Consider the following 20634-nt stretch of genomic DNA (forward strand, 5'->3'; position numbering starts at 1 on the left):
GGCTCCTACAATAATTGTGCTAGCAGAGGGTGCCATGCGTTCAGATCTGACCTTGCGCTCGCCGCTGCTGGCGCTGGGCTGAAGCACGCACGAACCCTGTAGGAGCCAGCTTTGCTGGCGAACAGCCCCAACGCCAGTCTCAAGGCCGGCGTGCGCCGGGTTCGCCAGCAAGGCTGGCTCCTACAACGATCGCGGAGACAGAGTGCCTTGGGTGCTGGCCATCCGCCAAGCACCTGCTAGCGTTGTTCTGGCCACTTCCCTCATGGACCTCGTCATCATGAAGCACCTGCCTCGCACCACCCTGTTGTGCGCCGCCCTGCTGGCCCTGGTCGCCTGTTCCAGCAACCGGGTCGACCCCAAGGACTACTCTGGCTTTCTCAAGGACTACAGCCGCCTGAAGCCCGCCGAAAGCGTTTCCGGCGCGCCGGTGATGCGCTGGGTCGACCCGGATATCAAGGCCCGTCAGTACACCAAGGTGTTCATCGAGCCGAGCCAGTTCTATCCCAAGCCGCAGCCGACCAATGTGATTTCGGCGCAGACCCTGCAGGAAATCACCCGCTACTTCAACGAAGCGATGCGCCGGGAAATGGGCAGCGTGCTCACCCTGGTCAAGGAGCCTGGCCCGAACACCATCGTGGTACGCCCGGCGATCACCGCAGTGTCCACCAGCACCGAGGGCCTCAAGCCCTACGAAGTGATCCCCATCGCCCTGGTGGCGGCGGCGGTCAACACCGCCGCCGGCGGCCGCGACCAGGACGTGGACATCGCCGTGGAAGCCGCCTTCCTCGACGGTGCCAACCAGAAGGTGCTGGCCCAGGTGGTGCGCAAGGGCAGCGGCAAGGAGTTGGAGAACGACACCACGCAACTGACCCTGAACGACGTCAAGCCGGTGCTCGATGGCTGGGCCAGCGACATGCGCCGCAGCTTCGTGGCAATGCGCGACAAGCAACGCTGAGCCACTCGTCGGAGATAATGCAAAAAAGCCATCACCGCCTGCCGGGCCTGCTTAACTCAAGCGGGCTGCCAGGCAGGCGGCCCGTATACCACGGATGGGTTGCCCAAGTTGGCTGCCAACAGCCTCTCGCACCCGTCGGCCCGTCTTCATGACATAGCCGACGGCCTTTCGAGCGCAAGCCAGCTCGAACTCTCTCCCCTCCTACCGCCTGCGCCAGCTGACATAACCGTTCTTCACTCATTGAATGCAATGGAGGCAATCATGTCTGAATCGCTGCTCGCACCGTCGGAAGGCCTCTTCCCGGTGTCCTACCTGATCGGCACCAACGCGCCAGGCGCCCCGCGCCTGCAGTTGGACCTGCTGGTCTACACGCCAGACCGTAGCGTCAACGGCCACGCCACGATCACCCAGGCCACCAATCCGCCGCTGGACCTGAACCTGGATGTCTGGGGCACCTACAGCTACCTCACCGTGCAACCGCCAAGCGAAGGCAAGATCCTGCTGACGGTACGTGGCAACCATGGCGGCCCGCACGCCAACTCGCCGGAGCAGTTCGAGCTGCGCGCATTGCTCGATCAGGACTGGCAGAAAGGCGTGGCCAGCTATTGTTACTACAACGGTCAACGTTGGATCGAAGTGGACAACGTACCGGTCGTGCTCGAGCTCAAGCGTATCCAGACGCTGGCGAACGTCGACCTGGCGACCGAACTGCATAACGCCACCCTGGAGGCCGTTATCGCCACCGGTGACGTCGCCCAGCTCAAGCAACTGGCCAGCGGTGCCGTGGGCAAAGCCCTGGACCAGGCCCTCGCCTCGACCAAGAGCCCGGCCGCCAAGGCCGCCAAGAAAGCCTGAGCAGACAAGGAGAATCAGCATGTCCTTCGGACTCTTTCATACCCGCCTGAATGTCAGCAATGGTCTGCTCGGCGCACCGACCCTGACCCTCGATCTGCTGGTCAACACCGTGCAGAAGAAGGTCACCGGCAGGGCCACCATCATCCAGACCACCCATCCCGTGCAGGTTTTCCACGCCAAGGTCTGGGGCGGTTACAGCGAGCTGCCGTTCGCGCCAGTGGGCAGCCCGTCGATCGTCCTGCACCTGGATGGCAGCCCCAGCGGCCCGCTCAGCCAGATCGCCCAGACCTTCCACCTGCAAGGCCTGCTCGACCAGGGCTGGAACTATGGCACTGCCAGCTACCGCTACTTCATCAACGGCCACTGGGTCGACCAGCACGGCCGTGTGCGCAAGGCGCCGGAGATCGTCCACCAACACCAGCCGGCAGAGCGCCTGAAAGCGGCTATCCGCCACCTCGAAAGCGCCTGATCCAGGCAGCGTGACCGTGCGGGAGCCCGTTGGCTCCCGCATCGCCTTCAGTCGATGCAGTTTTTCTCAACACTCGCTGCAGAAAACAACGTTTTTTCCAACCCACGCTCCCCGCTAGGCTGTGTCCGTACCCGACCACGGACCAACGCCCATGCTTGCGCTGCTGCTGACCACCCTCGTGCCGATCATCCTGCTCATAGCCCTGGGCACCTGGCTGCGGGTGCGCGGCTTTCTCGCCGACAGCTTCTGGCCCGGCGCCGAGCGCCTGAGCTATTACGTGCTGCTACCTTCACTGTTCCTCCACGGCCTGGCCACGGCCAACCTCGATGGCGTGCCGGTGCTGGGCATGGTCGGCGTGCTGATGCTGTCCACCCTGCTCGGTGCCCTGCTGCTGGTGCTCTACCAGGGGGCGGCGAGCCATGACGGAGCCGACTTCACCTCGGTGTTCCAGGGTGGCGTGCGCTTCAACAACTACATCGGGGCAACCCTGGCCGCCGGCCTCTACGGCAGCGCCGGGATCGCCCTGGCGGCGGTGGCCAACGCCGCCATCGTGCCTCTGGTCAACCTGCTCTGCGTGCTGGTATTCGCCCGCTTCAGCGCCCGCCACAGTTCAGCGGCCACGGTGCTCCGCGCGATCTTCGCCAACCCGCTGATCGTCGGCTGCGCCGCTGGCCTGCTGCTACGGGTCAGCGGCCTTGGCCTGCCTTCGGGGCTGGAACCCACGGTGAAAGCCCTCGGCCAGGCCGCCTTGCCCCTTGGCCTGTTGTGCGTGGGCGCGGCGTTGGGCGGCGCCCGCCTGGGCCAACAGGTCAAGCCACTGCTGGCCGCGTCGTTGTTCAAGTTCCTGGTGATGCCGATGACCGCCTGGGGCCTGTGTCGCCTGTTCGGGCTGGGTGGCCAGGCCGCGGTGGTCGCCGTGCTGTTCCAGGCGCTGCCGACCGCCTCGTCGTCCTATGTGATGGCCAGGCAGATGGGTGGCAACGCGCCCCTGATGGCAACCATCATCGCCCTGCAAACCGTGGCGGCCGCCGTGACCCTGCCCCTGGTACTGAGTCTTGCGCTGAATTGAACGCGCACGGCTAGACTCACAGGCAGTTCACCCTGCGAGACCTCGACCATGCGCTATCCCTGGATACCCTGCGGCTTGCTCCTGGCCCTGCTCGCAAGCCCTCTCGGCGCGGCCGACAACCAGAAGGCCGCCGTCGCCGAGGACAAGGCGCACAAACTCGAGGAGAAAGTCGTCGAGGACGCGCCTCCCCCTAAACAGCAGGAAAAGATCAGCCCGAGTGAGGTACAGGCAGTCGACCCGGCGGGCCAGGCCCCCATGGATGACAGCATCACTTGCCTGGCTCGCACTATCTACTGGGAGGCGAAAGGCGCCGACGCCCAGGACATGAGCGCGGTGGCCAGCGTGGTGCTCAACCGCCTGGGCCACGATGGCTTCCCCGACAGCATCTGCGGGGTGGTCAAGCAGGGCGTGGAGAGCAAGAGCTGCCAGTTCTCCTGGTGGTGTGACGGGCGTCCCGACCAGGTGGAGGAAGAGGAACGCTATGCGGTGGCCAAGGAAATCGCCCGCAAGGCCCTCAACCAGCAGCTCAAGGACCCAACTGACGGTGCGCTGTACTTCCACGACCGCAACGTCAACCCCGACTGGGCCAAGACCTACCGCAAGACCGCGGAGACCACCCATTTCCTGTTCTACAAGCCGAACCAGGCGCTGGCCAGATAGGCCGGACTTGCGAATCCTTATCAGGTGACCGCACTTTTGCCATCATCGACGGTCTATTGCCCCTTTGCCGCACTGCACAGGGCCGGGTCAAAACCCGTGCGCTTGTGTAGGATGAGCAGCGCGGACGGGCTTGCGACCCGGCGCTGCCAGCCATAGGGAGATCCACATGCGCGTCCTGTCATCCGTTGCCTGCCTCTTTGGCCTGTCGCTGCTGGCCTCGACCAGTGCCCTGGCCTTCACCGGCGAGGAAGCGCAACTGATCGATACGATCAATGTCTATCGCAGCCAGGCGCAGCGCTGCGGTGGCGAAGCCTCGCTGGAGCTGCCGCCGCTCAACAACGACAGCCGCCTGGCACTGTCGCCGGAGGGCACCCGCGACCTGCAACAGGCCATGAGCCGCGCCGCCTACCCCATGGTCAACGTCCAGGCCATCAGCCTGTCCGGCCCGCGCGATGCCCAGGCGGCGATGAGGGCCATCGAGGAAAGCTTCTGTCAGGTGGTGCTCGACCCACAGTTCGTCGATATCGGTGTCAGCCAGGAAGGGCGCGACTGGCGCATCGTCCTGGCCCGGCCGCTGCTCAGCGGCCGCCTGGGCGACTGGCAGGCCGAGGGGCAGAAGCTGCTCCAGGCGATCAACGCCGCGCGCAACGTGCCGCGCCAGTGCGGCGGCCAGCCCTTCCCCGCCGCCCCGGCGCTGGCCTGGAACAGCACGCTGGCTGGTGTGGCCGCCAACCACACGCGCAGCATGGCCAACCAGAACTTCTTCGACCATATCGACCGCGACGGCCGCACCCCCGGTGATCGCGCCGAGCTGGCCGGCTACCTGTACCGACAGATCGGCGAGAACATCGCCGCCGGGCGCGACACCGCAGGCAAGGTGGTCGATGGCTGGCTGGCCAGCCCCGGGCATTGCGCGACGCTGATGAACCCGGACTACCGCGAATTGGGGGCAGCGTATGCGGTCGATCCGAAGAGCGATGCCGGGATCTACTGGACGGGGTTGTTCGGTACCCCCCAATAAGCGCGGATGGCGCACGGCCTGCAGGCGCCAGCCTTGCTGGCGAACGCAAGGCGCAGCCTTGCCGCTAACGCGCCCGGCGCAGCGCCAATGCCGTGCAACCGAACCGCCGCTTCACCCACTTGCCCAGGTAACTGGCATCGCCCATCCCCACCTCGTCGGCAATCTGCGCCAGGCTGTGGTTCGAGTTGAGCAACCGCCACCGCGCCTGTTGCAAGCGCATTTCCTGCCACCAGCCCTTGGCGCTCATGCCATGGCTGGCCTGAAACTGCCGGTCGAGCTGGCGCCGACTGATACCCAGCTCCGCTGCAAGCTGTTCGATGGACAGCCGCGCCGCCAAGTGATGGCGCATCAACGCCAAGGCACGCTGCACCTGGCGCCCCTGCCCCGGCCCGGCCTCCAAAGAGCGCAGGGCGTGGCGACTGTCACGGCTTTCGTCCACCAGCATGTCCGCCAACCCTTTCAGCGCCCTGGCCCGGCCACAGGACCGCGCGATCAGCTCCACCGCGAGGTCGATGGCCGCGGTGCCGCCCGCACAGGTGATGCGTGGGCCGTCGATGCAGTACAACTGTTCGGTCAACACCTGCACACGCGGGAAGCTGGCCCGGAACTCGGCCTCGTGACGCCAGTGCACCACCACCTTGAACCCATCCAGCAAACCGCAAGCCGCTAGCAGGAAGGCGGCATTGTCGACACAGGCCAGCTTCACCCCGGCCTTCACCCCACGCCTGAGCAGGGCCCGATACGCAGGGGCAAGCGCTGCCGTTGCGCTGGCGTTGCGACCGCCGAACAACACCAGGTAGTCGAACTCGCGCCACTCGACCTGGTCCGGCGTCACGTCCACCTGCAGCACCGCGCCGCTGCTCGACGGTACCGGCTGCCCATCCAGCCCCAGTACCCGCCAGTGACAGTAGCGCTGGCGGCTGTAGTCTTCGTCATCGGCGGAAAAACGCAGCTTGTCGAGAAAGGCGCCCAGGGGCAGCAGGGCGAACTCAGGCAAAGGCAAGATCAGCAGGCGCAAGTCGGGGGTCATGCAGAGCGTCCAGATATCACCATGAAATGACCAGATCATACGCTGTATCGGCAGCGACCTGTTTCATACTGGCGCCCTGAAAACACCCAAGGCACCTCTAAATGGCACTCGATACCTGGCTCATCTACCTGCTGGCCTGCATCGGCTTGTCGCTGACCCCAGGCCCCAACAGCTTGCTGGCGCTCACCCATGGCGCGCTCTATGGCGCACGGCGCACGGTATTCACGATCATCGGCGGCGGCGTCGGGTTCACGGCCCTGATCGCCCTCACCCTGTTTGGCCTGAGCGCGCTGCTGCTGGCCTCGGCGTCGTTGTTGACCGTGATGAAGTGGGTGGGCGGTGCCTACCTGGTATGGCTGGGCATTCAGCTATGGCGCACGCCGGCGTTGCATCTGGAACCCCTGGCAGCCAAGGCGAGCCTGAGCAATGCCGGCCTGTTCCGCCAGGGCCTGCTCTCGGCCGTGGCCAACCCGAAGGTCCTGCTGTTCTATGGCGCCTTCCTGCCCCAGTTCATCGACCCGAACCGGGGGTTGACGATGCAGTTCGTGGTGCTGGCGGCGACCTTCGCCTGCGTGGAGTGCCTGGTCGAATGGCTGCTGGCGCGCCTGGCGTTTCGCATCCGCCCCTGGTTGGCCAAGGGCGGCAGGGGCTTCAACCGTTGCTGTGGCAGCCTGTTCGCGCTGATCGGCATGGCGCTGCCTTTGGGGCGCTGATCAGCCCTTGCGCGAAACCACCAGGAATACCAGCAGCGCCAGGGCAGGCAACGTGGCGCCCGCCAGTGCCACGCCGCTCCAGCCAAATTGCGCATAGACGCCGCTGGCCACCGCCGAACCCACGGCCCCCCCCAGGAAAATGCTGGTCATGTACAGCGCGTTGAGCCGGCCACGGCTGGCCGGGTCAAGCGCGTACACTTCACGCTGGCCGATGACCATGTTCATCTGCACTGCAAAGTCCAGCAGCACACCGGTCAGCCCCAGGCCGATCACGCTCATGCCCGGTTCACTCAAACCGATCACCAGCGCCACGGGGGCCAGGCCCATTGCCAGCAACGAGCCACGCCGGGCGTGCCCCGCGTCGGCCAGGCGCCCGGCCATCGGCGCCGCGACAGCGCCTACCGCGCCCACCAGGGCGAACAGCGCGATCTGGCTCTGCGACAAACCATGCTCGCCCGCCAGGGCCAGCGGCACCGCCGTCCAGTACAGGCTGAACGCCCCGAACATCAGCGCCTGGTACAGCGCACGCTGGCGCAACAGCGGGTAGCGACGCAGCAAACTGACCAGCGACAACATCAGCCCGGCGTAGCTGGCCTTGTGCTCAGGCACCCGGCGCGGCAGGGTCAGGGCCAGCAGCAGGATGATCGCCAGCATCACGCCGGCTGCGCCGATGAACACCGCCCGCCAGCCGAAATGGTCGGCCACCAGGCTCGACAGTGGCCGCGCCAGCAGGATACCCAGCAGCAACCCACCCATGATGTTGCCCACCACCCGACCACGTTGCTGCTCCGGCGCCAGGTGCGCCGCCAGCGGGATGAGCATCTGCACGGCCACCGAACTGAAACCGATCAGCAGGGCAAACCCAAGGAACAACAGGCCTTGGCCATGACCGCTGGTGCCTGCCAGCAACAAGCTGAAGGTGGCCAGCACCGCCGTGGCGATCATCAAGCGGCGGTTTTCCAGCAGGTCGGCCAACGGCACCAGCAGCAACAGGCCCAGGGCATAGCCGAGCTGGGTCAGCGACACGATGAGGCTGGCCCGTTCGGTGGACAGCCCCAGGTCCGGGGCGATCAGGCTGACGATTGGCTGGGCGTAATAGATGTTGGCGACGATGGCGCCGCAGCAGAACGCCAGCAGCATGACCAGCGCCCGGCTCAGGCCCGGGGCCGACGGCTGGGCGACAGCGAGGGAAGGATTCATGGGAGGTTGCCTCGGGAAACGACGGAAAGTGCGTGCATGGTGCCGTGCATCGCCGTTGCCGAGAATCCGGTGCCAGCGCAACGGGCCTTTGCGCTGGACGCAACGCTGCCGACGCAAGCGTTGCAGCGCCCATGGGATCGAGCGCCGCCCGCGGCGTATCGTGGATGAATCCGCTCCTACAGTCGTGCAAACAAGGCGAACAATGCAATCAATGTAGGAGCGGATTCATCCGCGATGCGCCGCGCGGGCGGCGCTCGGTCTCGAGAGCGCTACAAGGTTACCGCCAAACACCCTCTCCTCACCCCGCCAGCAGCGCCTCGCAGAAACCGACAAAAGCCATCACCCGCCTCGACCCCCGATGGTTGGGCAGGTACAGCGCATTGATGCTGGTGCTGGCCGCCCCAGGGCTCGCCTGCCAGTCGCTGAATAGCCGCAGCAGGCGGCCGGCCTGGACATCCTCGCGCACCAGCCAGTCGGCGAGCAGGGCGACACCGCTGCCCGCCATGGCCGCCTCGCGCAACAGGTCGGCATTGGCACTGCGCAAGGGGCCGGCGACATCCAGCTCCAGCGCCTGATCGCCGCGCTTCAAGCGCCAGGGCCTGGCCGACTGGCCATAGCGGAAACGCAGGCAGGCGCAGTCGCTCAACTGCCGGGGGTGCTCCAGAGGCGGGCGCTGCGCCAGGTAGGCCGGGCTGGCTACCAGCCAGCGCTCGAAACGCCCCAGCGGGCGGCACACCAGTTCATCGCTGGGCGCCGGCTCCCCCAGGCGGATGGTCATGTCATAACGCCCATCGAGCAGGTCGTCGAAGCGGTCGCTGAGGTCGATGTCCAGCTCCATCCCCGGGTGACGCGCCAGGAATGCGCCCAGGTGCGGTGCGATCACCCGCCTGCCGAACTCCACCGGCAGGCACAGGCGCAGCACGCCGACAGGCTCCTCGCCGCGGTCGGCCACACGGGCATCGGCCTCGGCCAGGGCCTCGAGGATATCCCGCGCACGCTGGTAGTAACCCGCCCCCGCCTCGGTCAGGCTGACCTGGCGCGTCGAGCGGTTGAGCAAGGCGGCGCCCAGTTCGTTCTCGAGCGAATCGACCAGCCGAGTCACCGAGGAAGTCGCCACCCCAAGCTTGCGCGCGGCGGCGGAGAACCCCTGGGCCTCGACCGTGGCCATGAACACCTTGATCGCCAGCAGCTTGTCCATTGCGATTATCCCTGGGGCAAAACCCGGAACCTTCCTACAATCACCGACGGTAATCAACCACGCACGAGACCAACATGCCCGACAATCTGTTCACCGCCCTGCCCGCCCTCGAACCACAGGCTGCCGAGCAGTTCGACGACCTGCTGCGCCGCCCGGGGCTGCGCATCGAGCGTATCGTCTCCAGCGGCCAGGCCAGCCCAGCGGGCTTTTGGTACGACCAGGCCGAAGGCGAGTGGATCGTTCTGCTCAGCGGCAGTGCCGGGCTGCGCCTGGAGCACGAGCCCGAAACCCGTGTCTTGCACCCCGGCGACTATCTGGACATCCCGCCCCACTGCCGCCACCGGGTGGAATGGACCGAGGCCGGCGTGGCCACGGTGTGGCTAGCGGTGTTCTATGGCGCCTGAACCAGCGCCTGCCCAAGCCGGCCGAGCCTGCAGCCAGTAGAAGCGCCAGGGCAACAGCAATGCCGCCACGGCCAGGCCACAGGCAAAACCGACCCACACACCGACCGCGCCCAGCGCGGAATGGAACGCCAGCCAGTAACTCAATGGCAGCGCCAGCAGCCAGTAACTGACCATGGTCACCCCCACCGGCCAGCGATAGTCCTGCAAACCACGCAAGGCCCCCAGCGCAGTGGACTGTAAGCCATCGGCCACCTGCATCGCCGCCACCACCACGAACATCGGCACCGCGATGGCGACGACCTGCGGGTCGTCACTCATGGCCTCGGCGATCCGGCGACCGAATACGGCCAGCAGTACCGTGGCAACGACCATCCAGGCGGTCACGCTGATGAAGGTGGCGCTGCCGATGGCACGCACCCGGGCCTGCTCGCCACGCCCCTGGGCCTGGCTGATGCGAATGCTCACCGCCGCGGCCATGCCCAACGGCAGCATGTACAGCAACGCGCCGATCGACTGCACCACCTGGTTGGCCGCCAGCGCCGCATTGCCCAGCCAGCCCAGCATCCAGGCGGCGATCACCACCGCGCCGGCCTCGGCCAGGTAGCCCAGGCCCAACGGCCAGCCCTCGCCCAGCAGCATCCGCCAATGCAGGGGTTGCCCACGAGGTGCCTGGCGATAGCGCGCCAACGACGGTGCCAGCCGCCAGTACGCCAGGGCCAGCAGCACAGCCAGCGACTCGGCGATCACCCCGGCGATACCGGCCCCCACCAGCCCCAGCGCGGGCAGGCCGAAATGGCCGTGGATCAGGCCGTAGCTCAGCGGGATGTTGAACAGCACCGCGCTCATCACCAGCAGCACCGCCACCCAAGGGCGGCCGATGGCTTCCAGCACATCCTTGAACACCACCGCCAGGCAGTACGGGATCAGGAACACCGCCATGGCTTGCCAGTAGGGCGTCAACAATGCCGCGTCCGGCAACGGCACGCCCAGCCACTGCAACATCGGCAGGCTGGCGAGCATTGCCAGGCAGCCGAGCACACCGACCAGCAGCCCATAGCCAAGACCGGCGCGCAAGGTCCGCGCCACCGCGTCCGGATCGTCGGCACCAAAGGCAAGGCCGGCACGCACGCTAAGCGTGGCGAGCATCCCGTAGAGCCCGGCGTGGAAAATCAGGCCGGCGCTGGCGGTCAGCGACACGCACGCCAGCACCAACGTGCCGAGCGATGCCAGCAGCACGGTGTCGGTCAGGCTGATCAACTCGGCGGCCGACAGGCCCAATACCAGCGGCAAAGCCAGGCGCAACAGCCCCGGCAGCTCAGCCAACCAGGCGCTCTTCGGGCGCAGGACAGAAGCAGTCACGGTGAAAACCTCCATTTGACATACGCAGCGTATGCTAATGCCATTTATTGACATACGCAACGTATGCTAATTTGCAGTCATCGCCTTTCGCCTGGAGAACCTTATGCCCGCCCCCCGTCGCAGCCGCGCCGCCATGAGCGCCGACACCACCGAGCGGCTGATCGCCGTGGCCCGCCGCCAGTTCAGTGAAAAGGGCTTCGCCGCCGTGGTCATGGACGATCTGTGCGCCGAAGCCGACCTCACCCGGGGCGCGCTGCATCACCACTTCGGTGGCAAGGCCGGACTGTTCACCGCCGTGGTGCAAAGCCTGCTGGAGGACATCAATCGATTGCTGGACGCGCGCTTCGCCCTGCATGACGACCCGTGGGAGGGCTATATCGACACCTGCCTGTACTACTACGACCTCCTGCACGACCAAGCCTTGCGCCGCATCCTCCTGCAGGACGCCCCCGCGGTGCTGGGCACCCGCCTGCGCGAGCTTGAGGAAGCAAGCTACATCGGGCCCATGGCCCAGGGGCTGGAGGAGTTGCAGGAGGCCGGCAGGTTGCGGGCGTTCGACACGGTGGCCATGGCCCATCTGATCAATGGCGCGATGGGCGACAGTGGCATGTGGGTAATCGCCCAGCAGGATCCGCAGGCGGCCGCGGAACGGGTGAAGGCCGCGTTGCGGTGTTTGCTGGAGGGTTTGCAGGCGTGAAAGGCAACCATGGCCTGACAGGTGCGGCGCGGCGACCCCGCCTCACCCTGTAGGAGCGGATTTATCCGCGATGCGCCGCACGAGCGGCGCTCGGTCCTGAGCGCGCAGCAAGACCTCCACCCAGCATCTGCCTGCCTGCATGCGATCATGCGCCTGGCCCTTGCCGCCCCGACTAGCCTCTCCCTGCTCGACAGGAGATGACAAAGGCTTCAGGCACATGGCGCGAAGATTGGCAGTGCCTGCAATACCGAGCGCCGCCCGTGCGGCGCATCGCGGATGAATCCGCTCCTACAGATCAGGGAAAGCAAAATGTACTAACTTGTTAATTATCTTGCTAAGGGCTTACACTCCGCCGCATTCCACCTGCGAGATCCCTGGCATGAAAGACACACCGCGCGCCTCAACCCTCATCCTGGTCGGCCTGGGCGTGGTCATCACCCTGCTCGGCCTGCTGCTGGCCGCCGGCGGCATGAAACTGGCCGGCCTGGGCGGTTCCTGGTACTTCCTCGTCGGCGGCCTGGCCATGGCTATCGCCGGTGTGCTCATCGCTCGCCGCAAGCCGGCCGGTGCCTGGCTGTACGCCATGTTCCTGGCCGGCACCGGGCTCTGGGCGCTGAGCGACACCGGCCTGGTGTTCTGGCCGCTGTTCTCGCGCCTGTTCATGTTTGCTGCGATCGGCCTGGTGGTGGCGCTGGCCTACCCGAAACTGGTACGGCGCAAGGCCCGTGGCGCCTATGGTGTGGCCGGTGTGCTAGCCGTGCTGCTGGCGATCACTGCCGGCAACATGTTCGTCGCCCACCCAAGCGTCGCCCCCGCCGGCAAGGGCCCGGGCCTGACCCCGGTCGAGGCCGGCCACCAGCAGAAAGACTGGGCCCACTACGGCAATACCGAAGGCGGCAGCCGCTTCGCCGCGCTGGACCAGATCAACCGCGGCAACGTCGACAAGCTCAAGGTGGCCTGGACCTACCTCACCGGCGACGTGGCCATCAGCGATGGCAACGGCGCGGAAGACCAGCTGACCCCGCTGCAGGTCGGCGACAAGGTGTTCATCTGCACCCCGCACAACAACCTGATCGCCCTCGATGCCGACACCGGCAAGGCACTGTGGAAGAACCCGATCAACGCCCAGTCCAAGGTCTGGCAGCGCTGCCGCGGCATGGCCTATTTCGACGCCACCGCACCAATCGCCCAACCGACCCAACCGAACAGCTCGCCGATCACCGTGGCCAGCGTTCCGGCCGGCGCCAACTGCCAGCGCCGCCTGCTGACCAACACCATCGACGGCCGCCTGATCGCCGTCGACGCCGATACCGGCGCGTTCTGCCAGGGCTTCGGCACCAACGGCCAGGTCGACCTCAAAGCGGGCCTGGGTGACGTGCCCGACTCGTACTACCAACTGTCCTCGGCGCCGCTGATGGCCGGCACCACCGTGGTGGTCGGCGGCCGCGTGGCGGACAACGTGCAGACCGACATGCCCGGCGGCGTGATCCGTGGCTTCGACGTGATCACCGGTGAAATGCGCTGGGCCTTCGACCCGGGCAACCCACAGGACCGCAACATCCCGGCCGAAGGCAAGAGCTACGTACGCAGCACCCCCAACAGCTGGGCGCCGATGTCCTACGATCCGGCGATGAACACCCTGTTCCTGCCGATGGGCTCCTCGTCCACCGACATCTATGGTGTCGAACGCAGCCAGCTGGACCACACCTACGGCGCCTCGGTGCTGGCCCTGGACGCCACCACCGGCAACGAAAAGTGGGTGTACCAGACGGTGCACAACGACCTGTGGGATTTCGACCTGCCGATGCAGCCGAGCCTGATCGACTTCACCCGAGACGACGGCAAGACCGTGCCCGCCGTGGTCATCGGCACCAAGGCCGGGCAGCTCTACGTGCTCGACCGCGCCACCGGCAAGCCGCTGACGCAAGTCGATGAAGTACCGGTCAAGCCCGGCAACATTCCCAACGAACCGTATTCCCCGACCCAGCCGAAGTCCGTCGGCATGCCGCAGATCGGCGCGCAGACCCTCACCGAGTCGGACATGTGGGGCGCCACGCCCTACGACCAGTTGCTGTGCCGCATCGACTTCAAGAAGATGCGCTACGACGGCCTGTACACCGCGCCCGGCAGCGACCTGTCGCTGAGCTTCCCGGGCTCGCTGGGAGGCATGAACTGGGGCAGCATTTCCACCGACCCCGTGCATGGTTTCATCTTCGTCAACGACATGCGCCTGGGCCTGTGGATCCAGATGATCCCGTCGCAGAACCAGGGCTCGGCGGCCTCCGGTGGCGAGGCGCTGAACACCGGCATGGGCGCGGTACCGCTCAAGGGCACCCCTTACGCGGTGAACAAGAACCGTTTCCTGTCGGTGGCCGGCATCCCTTGCCAGGCCCCGCCGTTCGGCACCCTGACCGCCATCGACCTGCACACCCGGCAGATCGCCTGGCAGGTGCCGGTCGGCACCGTCGAGGACACCGGCCCGCTGGGGATCCGCATGCACCTGCCGATCAAGATCGGCCTGCCAACGCTGGGCGGCACCCTGGCGACCCAAGGCGGCCTGGTGTTCATCGCCGGCACCCAGGACTTCTACCTGCGCGCCTACGACAGCGGCAACGGCAACGAGCTCTGGAAGGCCCGGCTGCCGGTCGGCAGCCAGGGCGGCCCGATGACCTATGTGTCACCCAAGTCCGGCAAGCAGTACGTGGTGGTCACCGCTGGCGGCGCGCGCCAGTCGACTGACCGTGGCGACTATGTGATGGCCTACGCACTGCCATAGACCGCGTCGTCCCCGTTCGCCGGCAAGCCGGCTCCTACCAGCCCTGCGCCCGGATGTGCAGTACATCGTCGAGCCGGGGGCGTTTTCCGGCAAGGACATCGACAATGCCCTGGTGGTGGGGCTGCAAATCAAGGGCGCCTTCTGACGCCCTGTAGGAGCCAGCTTTGCTGGCGAATGGCGTTGTGCGAACTCAGGACGGGGGCTGGCCTCGGTTCGCCAGCAAGGCTGGCTCCTGCAGCGTAGTGCCAGTTTTTTGCTCTGCAGCGACCGGCGTTCAGCGCTTGCGCCCGATCACGCCGAACGCCACGTCACCGATGTAGATGGCCGATGTCGCCTGGCGCTCGGCGTCCAGGCGGGCCTGCAAGGTCTCGATGCCGACCTGCCTGGCCGTCGCCACACCCAAGGCGACGATCCGTGGCAGGCAGGCGCGCACGATATCGCCCAAGGCGTAGGGCTGATCGGGTGTCTGTACCAGCAGTTCGGCGCGCAGGTCCTCGACGGCAAGCCCCGCTTCACTGAAGAGACGCTGCAGATTGAAGCCGATGCGCAGGTCCGCCCCTTCGAGCGCGATCATGCGCTGCAGCCATTGTTGGGCCTTGCGGTGCAGCGGGAACGGTTCGAGACAGGCAGGCGCCAGCGTTGCATCGTGCTCCTGGAACACCATCACCCCGCCTGGCAGCAGATGCCGAGCCAACGCACGCAAGGCTTTCACCCCATCCGCCTGGTACATCAGTACCCGGCGACCAACGATGGCGTCGAACAACCCGAGGCTATCCGGCAGCGCGTACAGGTCACACGGGATGAACATCGGCGTCGCAGCGCCTGCGGGCACTTCGCGTTGGCCTGCACAGTTGAGCGCCTCGACCTGCCGGTCGACCCCGACCACCGCGCCGTCCCGCCCCACCAGCCTGGCCAACTGCCAGGTCACATCGCCCTTGCCACAGCCCACGTCGAGTACCCGCATGCCTGGGCCGATCTCGGCATCGAGCAGCAGTCGGGTGGTGAAATCCGTTGTCGAAAGTGCCATGCGCCGCTCCTTCGCGAAGGAGCGCCAGTGTGCCGAGCAAAGGCTCGCAGGCACAAGGGCGAATCTGCTCTATCCTCAATCCACCCCTGCCTGGCGAACCCGATCATGACCACCCCCGACAGCGCCCTGCTGCCCAGTTGGCAACACAATGCACCCGCCTGGATCGATGCCGTGCGCTCCGGCGCCATCGAGTCACGCCGGCAGGTCACCGACCAGGCAATCCTCATTGCGTTGCTGGGGCGCCAGCCTGAGCGTGTCCTCGACCTGGGCTGTGGCGAAGGCTGGCTGCTGCGAGCCCTGGCTGATCGCGGCGTGGAAGCGGTCGGCGTGGATGGCGAAGCGACACTTGTCGACGCCGCGCGGGCGGCGGGCTCGCCAAGCGTGCACCTGGCCAGCTACGCGCAACTGGCCTTGGGCGAAATAGACATTGGCCGTGACTATGACCTGATCTGCGCCAACTTCGCCCTGCTGCAGCAAGACATCATTCCCTTGCTCGCGGCGCTGCATGACTTGCTCAAGCCCGCCGGCAGCCTGCTGATCCAGACCCTTCACCCCTGGGCCGTGGCAGGCGACGATTACCAGGATGGCTGGCGGGAGGAGTCATTCACTGGCCTTGCAGGTGAGTGGGAACCGATGCCCTGGTATTTCCGCACGCTGTCCAGCTGGTTGAGGGCGCTGGAATTGGCAGGGTTCAGGCTGGTCGAACTACAGGAACCGCAGCATCCTCAAAGCCCAATGCCACAGTCCCTGCTACTGGTGGCGCAGCGCCTGTCTTGAGCGCACTGCATTCCCCTGTAGGAGCCAGCCTTGCTGGCGAACCACTCCACCGCCGAACTCAGGCCTCGGGTTCACCCTTGCCGCTTTCAACCTCGGCCGTGCTGTACGAAATGGATGGGCTCAACCGCAACACACGATCACGGCCGCCCTCGGCCAGCAGGTAACCGCCATGCCCGTCGGGCACGATGGCCTGGGGCGCCTTCAAATAGCTCAACACGACATGCCGCGAACCATCGCCATCGATGCGCAACAGCCGGGCACGATGGGTGGAATCCTCGCTGATCCACAGGCCTCTCTGGTCGCAGAGCAGGAAGGTGGGGTTGCGCAGCCCCTCGACCACCACCGGGTCATTGCCGTCCGCGCTGAGCGCACGGATCTTGCCGGTGGCCTTCTCGGTATAAAGCAGGCGCCCGTCGGCGCAACGCGTCAGGCCTTCGGTCTCGGTCAGGCCGGCGCGCAGCACCTCCAGCTGACCGCTGCGCCAGTCGTAGCGCATCAGCCGCCCGTCGCCCTTACGGTCTTCGATGGCGTACAGGTGATCGCCATCGTTGAACAAGCCCTGAACATTGTTGCCCTCGAACAGCGTCGTGACCTGGCCATTGCGCGACAGGCTGACTGGCGCCCCGCCCACTTCCTGGCTGAACGCCCAGCCGCCATCGACCGCCACCATGCCATCCGGCTTGGACAAGCCCTCGAGAACCACCGCGCGCTCACCGGTGGCGCTGATCTGGAGGATGCTGCCCTTGCCACCATTGAGTTCACGGCTGACCAGCAGGCTGCCGTCGGACTGGGTTAATAATGAGGCGGCGCGCGTCACCGATTTGTGCAGCACCTGCACCTCCCAGCCGTTGGCGGCCTGTACCGGGTAGAAACTCTGCCAGGCAAAGAAGCCCAAGGTACTGGCCACAAGGCCAGCCGTGGTGACCAGGGCCAGGCGTACAGCTCGCCTGCGCAGGATTTGCGTCATCGAATCGGCTCCTTGGAAGAGCTCGTGATCCTAGCAAGGTGATGTGAAAAATTTGTCGAAGAGGCAAGTAGTCATGACCCGGTTTTAGTGGACAGCCTTGTTCACTGGCAAGCCGGCTCTTCAGGGGATTTGCCGACTAACCTGATAGTGCCGCCGCGATCACTGCGGCAGGGACAAGGAGCTCAGGATGAAAGACCGAGATCACTCACTGCACCACAGCACGCCAACGGTGGCAGTCCGAGACAATCGCGGCCTGGCCGTGCGCCAGGTCGTCTACCACCGCCATCCAGATGCACCCGATGACATCGACGAACGCATCACCCGCCACCGCTTCGATGCGTTCGGCCACCCCGTCGAAAGCATCGATCCACGCCTGCCCGCCCCCAACTTCACCTATCAGCTGTCCATGGCCGGTGAAACACTGCGCACCGACAGTGTCGACGCCGGCCGCAGCATCGTACTGAACGATATCGCCGGGCGCCCGCTGATGCACCTCGGTGCCAATGATGTCGCTCGCTATCATCACTACGAACCGGCGCCACTCGCGGGGCGGCCGCTGACAGTCACTGAAGGCCCACTCGCCGAAACACCTCGCATTGCCGAGCGCTTCGTCTGGGCCGGCACCGACCAGTCCAGCAAGGACCATAACCTGGCGGGTCTGCCTGCCCGTCATTACGATACCGCCGGCCGTCTTGCGACCGACAGCGTCGCTCTGACCGGCCTGCCGCTGGCATCGACACGCCAGTTGCTCGCCGCCGACGACGAAGCCGATTGGCAAGGGGCAGACGAAATGGCATGGGAACGGCTGCTGGCACCGGAGGCCTACACCACTCAGGGCCGCTTCGACGCCAACGGCACCTTGCTCGAACAGACCGACGCCCGCGGGCACCAGCAGCGTCTGGCCTACGATATCGCCGGGCAACTGACCGGCAGTTGGCTCATCGTCAACGGTGGCACCGAGCAAGCCATTCTCGTGTCCATCGAGTACTCGGCCGCTGGCCAGAAACTGCGCGAAGAACATGGCAACGGCGTGGTCACCACTTTCACCTACGAACCCCGCACCCAGCGCCTCGTCCACATCCTGGCGGTGCGGCCAACCGATGCCAAGCGCCTGCAAGACCTGCGCTACGCCTACGACCCGGTGGGCAATGTGATCCACCTGCACAATGACGCGCAGGCGTCACGCTTCTACCGCAACCAGAAAGTCGACCCCGAGCACCACTACACCTACGACACCCTGTACCAACTGGCCAGCGCCACTGGCCGCGAACTGCACGACATTGCCAAGCAACACCAGAAAAATCGCCCGATCACCCTCCCGCGCATCTCCACCGACGGCACCCTCGTCAACTATGTGCGCCACTACCACTATGACCGTGGCGGCAACCTGACCCACCTCAAGCACACCCCACAAGACCCGCCCAACGGATATACGATCGAACTGACGGTCTCCGACCGCAGCAACCGCGCCGTGGCCAAGGAGGTTACGGAAGACCCGGCACAGGTCGATGCGTACTCGACGCGGCGGGCAATCAACGCCAGTTGCAGGCAGCCCAGCTGCTCGAGTGGAGCCGCCGGGGCGAGTTGGCGCGGGCCGTGCTGATCGCCCGTAACAGCCTGGCGGCCGATGAAGAAACCTACCGCTATGACGCCCGCAGCCAGCGAGTCGTCAAGCGTCGCTCGGACCTGACCTCCGGAACCGTGCGCCGCAGCCACGTGCTCTACCTGCCGGGGCTGGAACTACGCACCCAATACAGCGACACGACCGAGGAATCGTCGCGGCACGAAATCATCGTCGGTGCCGCTGGCAGCGCCCAGGTGCGGGTGCTGCACTGGGAAACCGACCCGCCCCCCGGCATGGCCAACGACACGATCCGCTACAGCTATACCGACCTGATCGGTAGCGTCGGGCTGGAGCTGGACAAAGACGCAAACCTCATCAGCCAGGAGGAGTACTACCCCTACGGCGAGACGGCGCTGTGGCTACCGCACAATACTGTGGAAGCGGAGTACAAGACCGTGCGCTACTCCGGCAAGGAGCGGGATGCGACGGGGCTGTATTACTACGGGTATCGCTATTACCAGCCTTGGCTGGGGCGCTGGCTGAGTGCGGACCCGGCAGGGACGGTGGACGGGCTGAATCTATACCGCATGGTCGGAAACAACCCAATAACATCCAAGGACTTGCTTGGGCTGGCAGACGACAAGGAATCGAATGAAAAAGCCCTGCAACTCCGCGCCATGGACAAATTGATGCGCACCACTCGGTTAGGGAACCTCCGATCAAGTCAGCACAGGCCATCTGACCTGTGCTGAAATAGCCCTCCGTCCAACTGCCCTCTACAAGCCCGCTATCCCATGAGTCAGATGAGCTTTTCCGATTTCGAGTACGCCGGTAAGCGCAAGCAAACCCGTCGCGAGCGTTTCTTGGCCGAGATGGAACAGGTGGTGCCGTGGAGCGGTTTGGTGGCATTGATCGAGCCGCATTACCCAAAAGCCGGCGGTGGCCGCAAGCCGTATCCACTGGAAACCATGCTGCGTATTCACCTGCTGCAGAACTGGTTCTCGTTGAGCGATCCAGCCATGGAAGAGGCGCTGTACGAGATTACTTCGATGCGCCAGTTTGCTCGTCTGACGCTCAGCGCTCCGATCCCCGAAGACACGACGATCATGAATTTCCGGCACCTGCTGGAGAAGCATCAGTTGGCGACGGGCATTCTGGAAACCATCAACAATTACCTGCGAGACCAGGGCCTGTCGTTACGCCAGGGCACCATTGTCGACGCCACCATCATCCATGCACCCAGTTCGACCAAAAACAAGGACGGCAAGCGCGATCCTGAAATGCATCAGACGAAGAAAGGTAATCAGTATTTCTTCGGCATGAAGGCGCATATCGGTGCCGATGCTGAGTCGGGCCTGGTGCACCACGTCCACGGCACAGCGGCGAATGTGGCCGATGTAACGGAGGTCGCTCAGCTGCTGCATGGCGATGAAAATGTTATCTGTGCCGACGCGGGTTATACCGGCGTGGAGAAGCGGCCGGAGCATGAAGGAAGGCCGGTGATCTGGCAGATTGCGGCTCGTCGTAGCACCTACAAGCACTTGAGCAAACGCAGCGTGCTCTACAAAGCCAGACGCAAGATCGAGAAGGTCAAAGCGCAGGTGCGAGCGAAGGTCGAACATCCATTCCGTGTGATCAAGCGCCAATTCGGCTATGTGAAAACCCGCTTCCGTGGCTTGGCCAAGAACACGGCGCAACTGACCACGCTGTTTGCCCTGTCGAATCTGTGGATGGTGCGCCGGCAATTATTGCCTGCTGTGGGAGAGGTGCGCCCGTGAGGGCAGAAAACCAAGGCTGTGCCTTGGTTATCCAATAATCAGCGGCTGAAATCGGGCTTTTCGGCATCCCCAAGCCGTCCATTTCCGGCTGATGGGCAACTTGTTCGGAGTTTCC

General features: G+C 65.3%; 20 protein-coding genes and 1 pseudogene. 15 read left to right on the plus strand and 6 right to left on the minus strand.

Translation table 11 applies throughout. The features are described from left to right. Nucleotides 1-277: 277 nt before the first annotated feature. The 6 genes from P5705_RS24370 (at nt 278) to P5705_RS24395 (ending at nt 5029) form a co-directional block, all read left to right on the plus strand. Nucleotides 278-955 (plus strand): DUF3313 domain-containing protein, encoded by a 678-nt coding sequence (locus P5705_RS24370; protein ID WP_277463447.1) that lies wholly within the window; start codon nt 278-280, stop codon nt 953-955. A 261-nt stretch (nt 956-1216) separates the two neighbouring features. After that, on the plus strand, nt 1217-1810 hold the full coding sequence (locus P5705_RS24375; protein ID WP_277463448.1) for a DUF1842 domain-containing protein: 594 nt from the start codon (nt 1217-1219) through the stop codon (nt 1808-1810). Nucleotides 1811-1829: 19 nt separating this feature from the next. Beyond that, a complete protein-coding gene (locus P5705_RS24380) occupies nt 1830-2279 on the plus strand; it encodes a DUF1842 domain-containing protein (RefSeq protein WP_213656982.1) in 450 nt (149 codons plus the stop codon). 151 nt (nt 2280-2430) lie between these two features. Next, nucleotides 2431-3348: an AEC family transporter gene (locus P5705_RS24385; protein ID WP_277463449.1), complete on the plus strand. Its 918-nt coding sequence runs from the start codon at nt 2431-2433 to the stop codon at nt 3346-3348. A 48-nt stretch (nt 3349-3396) separates the two neighbouring features. Beyond that, entirely contained in the window at nt 3397-4008 is a 612-nt protein-coding gene (locus P5705_RS24390; RefSeq protein WP_277463450.1) for a cell wall hydrolase, read from the plus strand. Nucleotides 4009-4174: 166 nt separating this feature from the next. Then, nucleotides 4175-5029 carry a CAP domain-containing protein gene (locus P5705_RS24395; protein ID WP_277463451.1) on the plus strand — a complete coding sequence of 285 codons (855 nt, stop codon included), beginning with the start codon at nt 4175-4177 and terminating at the stop codon, nt 5027-5029. Between the two features lie 64 nt (nt 5030-5093). On the opposite strand, the gene P5705_RS24400 is transcribed toward P5705_RS24395, so the two are convergent. Continuing rightward, on the minus strand, nt 5094-6059 hold the full coding sequence (locus P5705_RS24400) for a GlxA family transcriptional regulator (RefSeq protein ID WP_277463452.1): 966 nt from the start codon (nt 6057-6059) through the stop codon (nt 5094-5096). 101 nt (nt 6060-6160) lie between these two features. On the opposite strand from P5705_RS24400, the gene P5705_RS24405 reads away from it, so the two are divergent. Next, nucleotides 6161-6772 (plus strand): LysE family translocator, encoded by a 612-nt coding sequence (locus P5705_RS24405; RefSeq protein WP_277463453.1) that lies wholly within the window; start codon nt 6161-6163, stop codon nt 6770-6772. Here the strand turns inward: P5705_RS24405 and P5705_RS24410 are convergent, their stop codons facing one another. Next, nucleotides 6773-7972 (minus strand): MFS transporter, encoded by a 1200-nt coding sequence (locus tag P5705_RS24410; RefSeq protein ID WP_277463455.1) that lies wholly within the window; start codon nt 7970-7972, stop codon nt 6773-6775. Between the two features lie 298 nt (nt 7973-8270). Beyond that, on the minus strand, nt 8271-9170 hold the full coding sequence (locus tag P5705_RS24415) for a LysR family transcriptional regulator (protein ID WP_277463456.1): 900 nt from the start codon (nt 9168-9170) through the stop codon (nt 8271-8273). Between the two features lie 74 nt (nt 9171-9244). Between P5705_RS24415 and P5705_RS24420 the strand changes: the two genes are divergently transcribed. After that, complete coding sequence (locus P5705_RS24420; RefSeq protein WP_277463457.1) at nt 9245-9574, plus strand: cupin domain-containing protein; 330 nt, start codon at nt 9245-9247, stop codon at nt 9572-9574. Here the strand turns inward: P5705_RS24420 and P5705_RS24425 are convergent. Further along, entirely contained in the window at nt 9551-10933 is a 1383-nt protein-coding gene (locus tag P5705_RS24425; RefSeq protein WP_277463458.1) for an MATE family efflux transporter, read from the minus strand. The two genes, P5705_RS24420 and P5705_RS24425, sit on opposite strands and share 24 nt — an antisense overlap. Nucleotides 10934-11036: 103 nt before the next feature. Here P5705_RS24425 and P5705_RS24430 point away from each other — a divergent pair, with 103 nt between their 5' ends. From P5705_RS24430 to P5705_RS24440, 3 genes and pseudogenes are all read left to right on the plus strand, one after another. Continuing rightward, the gene (locus tag P5705_RS24430) at nt 11037-11630 is read left to right on the plus strand and encodes a TetR/AcrR family transcriptional regulator (protein ID WP_277463459.1); all 594 of its coding nucleotides are present in this window, start codon (nt 11037-11039) and stop codon (nt 11628-11630) included. Between the two features lie 379 nt (nt 11631-12009). Further along, entirely contained in the window at nt 12010-14406 is a 2397-nt protein-coding gene (locus P5705_RS24435; RefSeq protein ID WP_277463460.1) for a glucose/quinate/shikimate family membrane-bound PQQ-dependent dehydrogenase, read from the plus strand. Nucleotides 14407-14449: 43 nt separating this feature from the next. Further along, a pseudogene (locus P5705_RS24440) lies at nt 14450-14551 on the plus strand (carbohydrate porin); the annotation flags it as partial. A gap of 129 nt (nt 14552-14680) precedes the next feature. On the opposite strand, the gene P5705_RS24445 reads toward P5705_RS24440, so the two are convergent. Further along, nucleotides 14681-15433, minus strand: coding sequence for a class I SAM-dependent methyltransferase (locus P5705_RS24445; RefSeq protein ID WP_346780515.1), 753 nt, complete (start codon nt 15431-15433; stop codon nt 14681-14683). Nucleotides 15434-15538: 105 nt separating this feature from the next. Here P5705_RS24445 and P5705_RS24450 point away from each other — a divergent pair, with 105 nt between their 5' ends. Then, nucleotides 15539-16210: a class I SAM-dependent methyltransferase gene (locus P5705_RS24450; RefSeq protein WP_277463462.1), complete on the plus strand. Its 672-nt coding sequence runs from the start codon at nt 15539-15541 to the stop codon at nt 16208-16210. A 58-nt stretch (nt 16211-16268) separates the two neighbouring features. Here the strand turns inward: P5705_RS24450 and P5705_RS24455 are convergent, their stop codons facing one another. After that, nucleotides 16269-17177, minus strand: coding sequence for a hypothetical protein (locus P5705_RS24455; protein ID WP_277463463.1), 909 nt, complete (start codon nt 17175-17177; stop codon nt 16269-16271). A 187-nt stretch (nt 17178-17364) separates the two neighbouring features. On the opposite strand from P5705_RS24455, the gene P5705_RS24460 reads away from it, so the two are divergent. From P5705_RS24460 to P5705_RS24470, 3 genes are read left to right on the plus strand one after another with little or no spacing between them, the layout of a single operon-like run. Next, nucleotides 17365-18780 (plus strand): hypothetical protein, encoded by a 1416-nt coding sequence (locus tag P5705_RS24460; protein WP_277463464.1) that lies wholly within the window; start codon nt 17365-17367, stop codon nt 18778-18780. Next, on the plus strand, nt 18774-19493 hold the full coding sequence (locus P5705_RS24465) for an RHS repeat-associated core domain-containing protein (protein WP_277463465.1): 720 nt from the start codon (nt 18774-18776) through the stop codon (nt 19491-19493). The genes P5705_RS24460 and P5705_RS24465 overlap by 7 nt, the downstream gene beginning before the upstream one ends. 42 nt (nt 19494-19535) lie before the next feature. Then, entirely contained in the window at nt 19536-20519 is a 984-nt protein-coding gene (locus P5705_RS24470) for an IS5 family transposase (protein WP_277463466.1), read from the plus strand. Nucleotides 20520-20634 lie beyond the last annotated feature (115 nt).

This window comes from Pseudomonas entomophila, from assembly GCF_029478665.1.
In the GTDB taxonomy this organism is placed as follows: domain Bacteria; phylum Pseudomonadota; class Gammaproteobacteria; order Pseudomonadales; family Pseudomonadaceae; genus Aquipseudomonas; species Aquipseudomonas entomophila_F.

Bases quoted from the DNA above. Each gene is read 5' to 3' on its own strand.
- P5705_RS24450 (WP_277463462.1), top strand. From the start codon at position 15,539: ATGACCACCCCCGACAGCGCCCTGCTGCCCAGTTGGCAACACAATGCA.
- P5705_RS24405 (WP_277463453.1), top strand. From the start codon at position 6,161: ATGGCACTCGATACCTGGCTCATCTACCTGCTGGCCTGCATCGGCTTG.
- P5705_RS24410 (WP_277463455.1), bottom strand. From the start codon at position 7,972: ATGAATCCTTCCCTCGCTGTCGCCCAGCCGTCGGCCCCGGGCCTGAGC.
- P5705_RS24375 (WP_277463448.1), top strand. From the start codon at position 1,217: ATGTCTGAATCGCTGCTCGCACCGTCGGAAGGCCTCTTCCCGGTGTCC.
- P5705_RS24415 (WP_277463456.1), bottom strand. From the start codon at position 9,170: ATGGACAAGCTGCTGGCGATCAAGGTGTTCATGGCCACGGTCGAGGCC.
- P5705_RS24455 (WP_277463463.1), bottom strand. From the start codon at position 17,177: ATGACGCAAATCCTGCGCAGGCGAGCTGTACGCCTGGCCCTGGTCACC.
- P5705_RS24460 (WP_277463464.1), top strand. From the start codon at position 17,365: ATGAAAGACCGAGATCACTCACTGCACCACAGCACGCCAACGGTGGCA.
- P5705_RS24370 (WP_277463447.1), top strand. From the start codon at position 278: ATGAAGCACCTGCCTCGCACCACCCTGTTGTGCGCCGCCCTGCTGGCC.
- P5705_RS24445 (WP_346780515.1), bottom strand. From the start codon at position 15,433: ATGGCACTTTCGACAACGGATTTCACCACCCGACTGCTGCTCGATGCC.
- P5705_RS24430 (WP_277463459.1), top strand. From the start codon at position 11,037: ATGCCCGCCCCCCGTCGCAGCCGCGCCGCCATGAGCGCCGACACCACC.
- P5705_RS24470 (WP_277463466.1), top strand. From the start codon at position 19,536: ATGAGTCAGATGAGCTTTTCCGATTTCGAGTACGCCGGTAAGCGCAAG.
- P5705_RS24395 (WP_277463451.1), top strand. From the start codon at position 4,175: ATGCGCGTCCTGTCATCCGTTGCCTGCCTCTTTGGCCTGTCGCTGCTG.
- P5705_RS24420 (WP_277463457.1), top strand. From the start codon at position 9,245: ATGCCCGACAATCTGTTCACCGCCCTGCCCGCCCTCGAACCACAGGCT.
- P5705_RS24400 (WP_277463452.1), bottom strand. From the start codon at position 6,059: ATGACCCCCGACTTGCGCCTGCTGATCTTGCCTTTGCCTGAGTTCGCC.
- P5705_RS24385 (WP_277463449.1), top strand. From the start codon at position 2,431: ATGCTTGCGCTGCTGCTGACCACCCTCGTGCCGATCATCCTGCTCATA.
- P5705_RS24390 (WP_277463450.1), top strand. From the start codon at position 3,397: ATGCGCTATCCCTGGATACCCTGCGGCTTGCTCCTGGCCCTGCTCGCA.
- P5705_RS24435 (WP_277463460.1), top strand. From the start codon at position 12,010: ATGAAAGACACACCGCGCGCCTCAACCCTCATCCTGGTCGGCCTGGGC.
- P5705_RS24380 (WP_213656982.1), top strand. From the start codon at position 1,830: ATGTCCTTCGGACTCTTTCATACCCGCCTGAATGTCAGCAATGGTCTG.